Origin of the sequence: Mesorhizobium sp. M4B.F.Ca.ET.143.01.1.1, from assembly GCF_004792275.1 — a bacterium.
GTDB lineage: Bacteria > Pseudomonadota > Alphaproteobacteria > Rhizobiales > Rhizobiaceae > Mesorhizobium > Mesorhizobium abyssinicae.
The window spans coordinates 41,604-47,603 of sequence record NZ_SRSR01000024.1 but is presented as its reverse complement, the minus strand read 5'-3'; the positions used below and the strand labels follow the sequence as shown (position 1 = coordinate 47,603).

Genomic DNA, 6,000 nt, shown 5'->3' with positions numbered 1-6,000 from the left:
GCAGTCAAGGCTGGCCGCGTTTTACGCGGCCACCGCAAGGCTTGGGCCTTGACCGACCCGAGTACGGCGGCATGCTCCGACGATCGGGGGTGCAAGGTGCACCGAGGGCTGGCGCAACTGGAAATACCCGACGCAGTCAGCTATTGTCGTCGTGCGCGGGCGACCTCGTGGCGAAGCGTGGTGCATCGGCTGAAAGCGCCGCCGGGCCGCCTTATTCGAGCCTTGCCGGACTGAGGCGCCCGCGCGCTCTTTCCTTTGGCGGGCGCGGGCGCCAAGCCTCGACGAAGTGTTCGTAACCCTTAGCAGTCAAGGCTGGCCGCGTTTTACGCGGCCACCGCAAGGCTTGGGCCTTGACCGACCCGAGTACGGCGGCATGCTCCGACGATCGGGGGTGCAAGGTGCACCGAGGGCTGGCGCAACTGGAAATACCCGACGCAGTCAGCTATTGTCGTCGTGCGCGGGCGACCTCGTGGCGAAGCGTGGTGCATCGGCTGAAAGCGCCGCCGGGCCGCCTTATTCGAGCCTTGCCGGACTGAGGCGCCCGCGCGCTCTTTCCTTTGGCGGGCGCGGGCGCCAAGCCTCGACGAAGTGTTCGTAACCCTTCTGGGCCTGCTCGGCGACACGCATCTCCTGGTTCCGAAGTTCCTTGACATTGTAAGCATAGGTCGGACCGCGGCGGTTGCCTTTCTTCTGCGGCTTGCCGGCCTGCTCCAAGCTGCGCATCTTGTGGGCGACCAGACTGGATCGCGCCCAGAGGTAGTCCTCTTGCTTCGTCAGCATATGCCAGACGAGCACCGTCAGCTTGCGCGCCACGGCGACGGCGGCAACCTGATGGCCGCGCCTGGCCCGGATTCGGACAAAGAACGCATGGAGCGGCCCCGGCGTCTTGGCGGCCGCCCAGGCGGCTTCCACCAGCATCGCGCGGGCATGGCTGCGTCCGACCTTGCTGATCCGCCCGTGATGTGCAGCACCGAGCCCCGACTGGCGCACGCGTGGGTTCAGGCCGAAATAGCTCACCAGCTTTTGCGGGCTGGAAAAACGGCCGATGTCACCGACAGCCGCCACTAGCCCGCCGGCCACCGCGAGATTGACGCCAGTGATTGTGAGCAGCCGTTTGATTGCCGCATCGTCGAGTGCGCTCTCGGCAATCTCCCGGTCAAGCACGCGGAGATCGTCACCCAGCCTGTCCAGTTCCCGGATATGGCGTTGGATCGCGGCGCGCTCGTCATCTGGCACCGGCTGACGGGTGAGCCAGGCACGACCGAGGCGCCCGAACAGGTCGGCATGAGGGCACCGCGGAGTCAGATGGGCATAGAGGATCGAATGCACCTCGTTCTTGATCCGGGTCCGATGCCGCACGACCTGGTAGCGCCGCGCGACCAGCCTGCGCATTCGCTCGGTGGCGGCATCCGGTGTCCAGATCTCCGGCAGGTAGCCGGCTGCGTACAAGCTGGCTAGCGTGCCGGCGTCGATCTTGTCGGTCTTCACGTGAGCGTGCGCAATCGCTTTGACCTGCAGCGGGTTGGCGATCACCACCCGCTTCACGAATGGCGCCAGCACCCGCGACACCGCCATGCAGTTGCCAGTGGCCTCGATGACCACCTCATCGGTGGCCAGAAGAGTTCTGCCGAAGCCTTCCAGCGCCGTTCGCGTCATGTCAACCCGGCCCACATGCCGCAGCTGACCGTCTTCCCAAATCACCACCTCGCCAAAGGTGCGGTGGGTGTCGATTCCGATTACACGTCGCATTCCTCTGTCTCCTCTCGATCAGTCAGAGGGGAGCGGCGGGCGACACGACAACTACGGATTCGCGCTCACAGCGCAACCGGGCGAGTCGCAGAGGCGGCCAGCTACAAACACGAGCTCGCAACTCAACGTGTGCATCGGCCTGCCCGCACCTTCGTGCTCCCGGTGCCTCTGTCCCGGAAGGTCGCACCATACGCCGCGCATCAGAAAAGCGCAGCCGGACATCGGCACCAAGAATCTCATACCAGTTACGAATCCGATCGAGAGCGTCTTTGCCACCGTTCGCCACCGCACGGTGCGCACGAAGGGCTCCCTGTCGTCGAAGACCGCCAGGCTGATGGTCTTCAAGCTGGTCATGGCCGCCGCCAAGACGTGGCGACGATTGAAGGGACAAAATCAGTTGCCGAAACTGCTCGCAGGTGCCAGATTCCAGGATGGGATCGAGGTTATCGAAACGAAGCCGCAAAGCGCCGCTTGATCAGCCTCGTCACCCAAATTCCAGCATAGCTCCTGAACCAGCACCGCAAGGCTGTTGATGCCGGCCCTGAAGTCGATCGGCTCGCTGAATGTCAGCGCCTAGCCTGAACATGACCCAACACTCCGATTACCGCTGCCAACGCATCCACATCACCTCATTTCAGTGCTAGCTTCACCCCGTTCGGCAGTGATGCGTTCACCTTGGCTGGAGAAAAAAGGGGCAAATCCTTTTCGGTTCTGACCGCCGCACTTCATCGCAAGTCGCCGGCAAATCCAGCGCAGCCGTGCTAGTCTGTCTCGATAAGGCCCGATCCGTGGCGCTCTGAATCCGAACCGGGATGAACGCCGGTGTGGGAAGCGGCGGGCTCGGCACCGGTTCCTTCTTCGCAGCCGCTGTTTGCGTCCATTTCCACAACAGGTTAGCATTGAACCCATGTTCGAGCGCAAGACCCGATACCGACGCGCCTGACTCAAGGCAGGCCGCGACGAGGCGGTCTTCGATACCGGGTTGTATCGGCGTGGCCCGTTGCGACCCACAAGCCGCACACGCAGTTTCTGATCCATCTTCTTCCATGGCTTGGCGTCCACCTCTTTTAGGTGGACACCTTGTATGGGGATTTCGTTGTCAAGGGGCCTTGGCACCGGTTTCGCGGCAAAGCGGTTAGGATCGCCATCACAGAACGGTTGGTTACTACCCGTGCGTTGATCCGCGAGCATCAAATTCGAGGGGAGCCTGCCTTTGGGCGCATCGCATCGCGCCGCAACCTTGTATTCGGTGGGTCTTCAAAAGACCCGGACCATGAAGCAGTCGTTGGCTTCAGCAGCAAGGCTCCGAGGCGGCGGGCCCATTCTCATGACGGCAAATAACGCCATGGTGTCCATCGGGACACCGCCACCTCGAATCGATACACGCGGGCTCTTTAGGCGGTTGATCCGTCAAGCGCCCTGCAGTGTGTTCAATTCATCGGGCGCAATGTGACGCCTGTCGGGATTTCGCCGACGGTAACCAATCGCCAGAGCGCAATGAGCAACTTGCGTGCGAGCGCCACGATCATCGTCGTTTTGCGGGCACCTTGTGCCGCTCGTGCCTGGTACCATTGCGTTAATTCACTATTTTCTTGGAATCTCAGGAAGCGCCAAGCCAATTGTATCAGCCCGCGTCGCACCCGGGCATTGCCTGCTTTGGCCAACCCCTTCTCGCGTCGTTTCGATCCGCTCTCGTCGGGGGAGCCTGTCAGACCAGCGTAACGCGCCACCGCCCGCCGGTCTCTGAGGTTGCGGCTAAGAACCTCGTGGACCAGCATGTCAGCTGTCTCAATCCCGACACCAATCACGCGCGCCAATAGTACAACCATTGCGTTATGCCCCGAGCCAGGCGCCTGCTCAAGCTGGGCAATTCTGGCTTTTTCAATCGTCGTGATTTGATCGCGCAGCATTGAAAGCCGAGCCATGTCGCGCCGCATCTCTTCCAGGATATTCGGCGGAAGCGGCTGTCCTTCCGGAGTGCGCAGGTCCGGCAATTTCTTCGGCGCCCGGCGAAGCTCGGGCTTGAAGCCACGGATGCCGAGCCGAGCCAGCGCCCCTTTCATGCGATTGACTATCCGCGTTTTCTCGCTGACTAGGTTCTCCCGCTCGCGGCTCGGCCGCTTGGCATCCTCTTCCGCCAGTGATGGGATCGCCACCATACCGCAGTGGCCACGCTCGCCACGCAGCCAGCCGAGGAACACGCGCATCAGCATGGCCGTGTCTAGCCTGTCGGTTTTCGCCCGTCGATGTTCACGGTTCACGGCGACGCTGGTCGAATGGATGACGTGAGCCTCTACGCCTCGCGTCTCCAGCCACCGGGCCAGCCAGAAGCCATCTCGCCCAGCCTCGAAGGCCAGCGCGACCCGGTCCATCGGTATCCCAGAAGCCTCAGCCTCCGATCGCCAACGCATGATTAGCTCGAGCAAAGCATTCGGATCGGGATCGAGTTTCTTGAGGGGGTGCCGCTGTATGCCGGGAAGCATTCCGGCCACCAGCCAGCTATTCTGACTCATCTCTATAACGATGAGCACAGTGCGCGCTTGATCTAAAACAGTAATTGATCGGCTGAGATCTTCGACTTTGGACATGGTAGGCTATCCTTCGGGTTGATCGCACGACGATGGTGCCACCTCGCCGCTTTCCCGCATAGCTTCTCATGTCTCAGCACACTCAACACCAAAAGGTACGGAAATTCTGCCAGTGTCGCGGCGGCTTTGAGTGGAAGCGGTCGAAAACTCATCGAGGTGCGCGGCGACGAAAAACCGAGCCGCATCAAGCCGGATACACGTAAGCAGTTGTCACCATTGATCCTTAGCCAACCAACCTTTTGCAAATCGGGCGTGGCCTATATATGTCCAGACATGCGCCAATCTTCGGCGACTATCAGCTCTTACCCGGCGACACCCTGCGCTGGTGCGGCGAGGTAACGGCTTCCAGATTGTGGCTATTCGCCAAGGGTCGGAAATGGTGTAATCGACCAACCGATCAAGTCGACGGCATGTCGAAGTATGGCCTCGGTCTGAGTGGGGTTAGATGAACTGGCGATGACATGTCCCAACCAATCTCGGTAGTCCCCCATCCTGATAATCGGTGTCTTGGGTTCAACATACAATTTGACCTCCTCGATACCTGGTATAGCAGCCGCCCGGCTAACGCCATTGATCCAATCGAGGGTGCCATCGCGATCAGGAAGCAGTATCCGCGCGGCCGCAGCATGCGAACGAGTTCTCCGCAAATCCGATTCCTCGCCGATAACAAGCTTGAGGTGCTCCGTGACAAGATCGATTCCATAAGCAAGCTGGACCAGTTGAGGATCGGGGAAGCCACCTGCCCGCGGATTGACTTCAATGACGACTGGGCCACGTTTCGTCCACCGGAATTCAATCCCCGTTGGCCCCCAGCCAAGCCCGAGAGCTCGCAGACAGCCTAGCGAAATATCGACGATACGCTCGTGCTCATGATCCGCCAGCGGAGCCGGGAAGGCGACCTCACTATAGACAAAGTGCGGTGCAGGACCAAAGCTAGCGGCAGCAATTGCCAATACCTCATTTCCCATTATTTTGGCATAATAATGAGAACCTTGCGCGAATTCTTCGACCAGGATCCTTGGCGAGGATCGCCATCTGTGCTTGCCGCCCAACAGATAGGTCGTATGTTCGGCTACCTCTTCAAGGTTGCGGCACAATCGGACACCGCTGCTGCCGATGCCCACGGCCGGCTTAACAACCAGCGGTAGGCCGATCTCCGCAGCAGCGCGTTCTACGTCCGTTGCATTCTCCACCAAGCGATATGCAGGTATTGGAACTCTGGCTTTCTCCAGGAGCTGACGTTGAGTGAATTTGTTGCAGCATCGTTCAATGGATACGGGGTTCGGTCCCGGTAGATCGAAGTGCCGGCAGAGGTTGCCAACTGTCGCATAGACCGACTCGTTGACAGAGGTAATGCCAGCAATGTCATAGGTCTCACCTAGCCGGGAACATTCGCGGATCAACGCATCGTAATTGCTTGTATCAACAGGGATTGCCTCACATCCCGCGGCAAGATAGCTGTACTGCGCTGGATCAGCCGACAGGGTAATTGGATGAAGCCCAAGACGCTGGGCTGCTTGAACGTAAAGCAGACCATTACCCGTTGAATATTGTATATCGCCTTCAAGCAGGATGAGGGCTCTTCTTGCCATTTGCGTTGACCTCCGTTGCGTGGCGTGCGGCAGTCGTGAACTTAGCATTCTCAGCGATTTGCGGTTGTAAA

General features: G+C 60.1%; 3 protein-coding genes and 2 pseudogenes. 1 reads left to right on the top strand and 4 read right to left on the bottom strand.

Translation table 11 applies throughout. The features are described from left to right. Positions 1-513: 513 nt before the first annotated feature. On the bottom strand, positions 514-1,731 hold the full coding sequence (locus EN786_RS33400) for an IS110 family transposase (protein ID WP_189524348.1): 1,218 nt from the start codon (positions 1,729-1,731) through the stop codon (positions 514-516). Positions 1,732-1,996: 265 nt separating this feature from the next. Between EN786_RS33400 and EN786_RS33395 the strand changes: the two are divergent. Next, positions 1,997-2,224: pseudogene (locus EN786_RS33395) on the top strand (IS256 family transposase); the annotation flags it as partial. A 91-nt stretch (positions 2,225-2,315) separates the two neighbouring features. Here EN786_RS33395 and EN786_RS38995 read toward each other — a convergent pair. The 3 genes and pseudogenes from EN786_RS38995 to EN786_RS33380 all read right to left on the bottom strand — a co-directional run bounded on the left by EN786_RS38995 (position 2,316) and on the right by EN786_RS33380 (position 5,929). Next, positions 2,316-2,787: pseudogene (locus tag EN786_RS38995) on the bottom strand (transposase). A gap of 392 nt (positions 2,788-3,179) precedes the next feature. Then, positions 3,180-4,337, bottom strand: a complete 1,158-nt coding sequence (locus EN786_RS33385; protein WP_135909636.1) for an IS110 family transposase — start codon at positions 4,335-4,337, stop codon at positions 3,180-3,182. A 356-nt stretch (positions 4,338-4,693) separates the two neighbouring features. Then, positions 4,694-5,929 (bottom strand): acetyl-CoA carboxylase biotin carboxylase subunit family protein, encoded by a 1,236-nt coding sequence (locus EN786_RS33380; RefSeq protein ID WP_128346727.1) that lies wholly within the window; start codon positions 5,927-5,929, stop codon positions 4,694-4,696. Between the last annotated feature and the right edge of the window lie 71 nt (positions 5,930-6,000).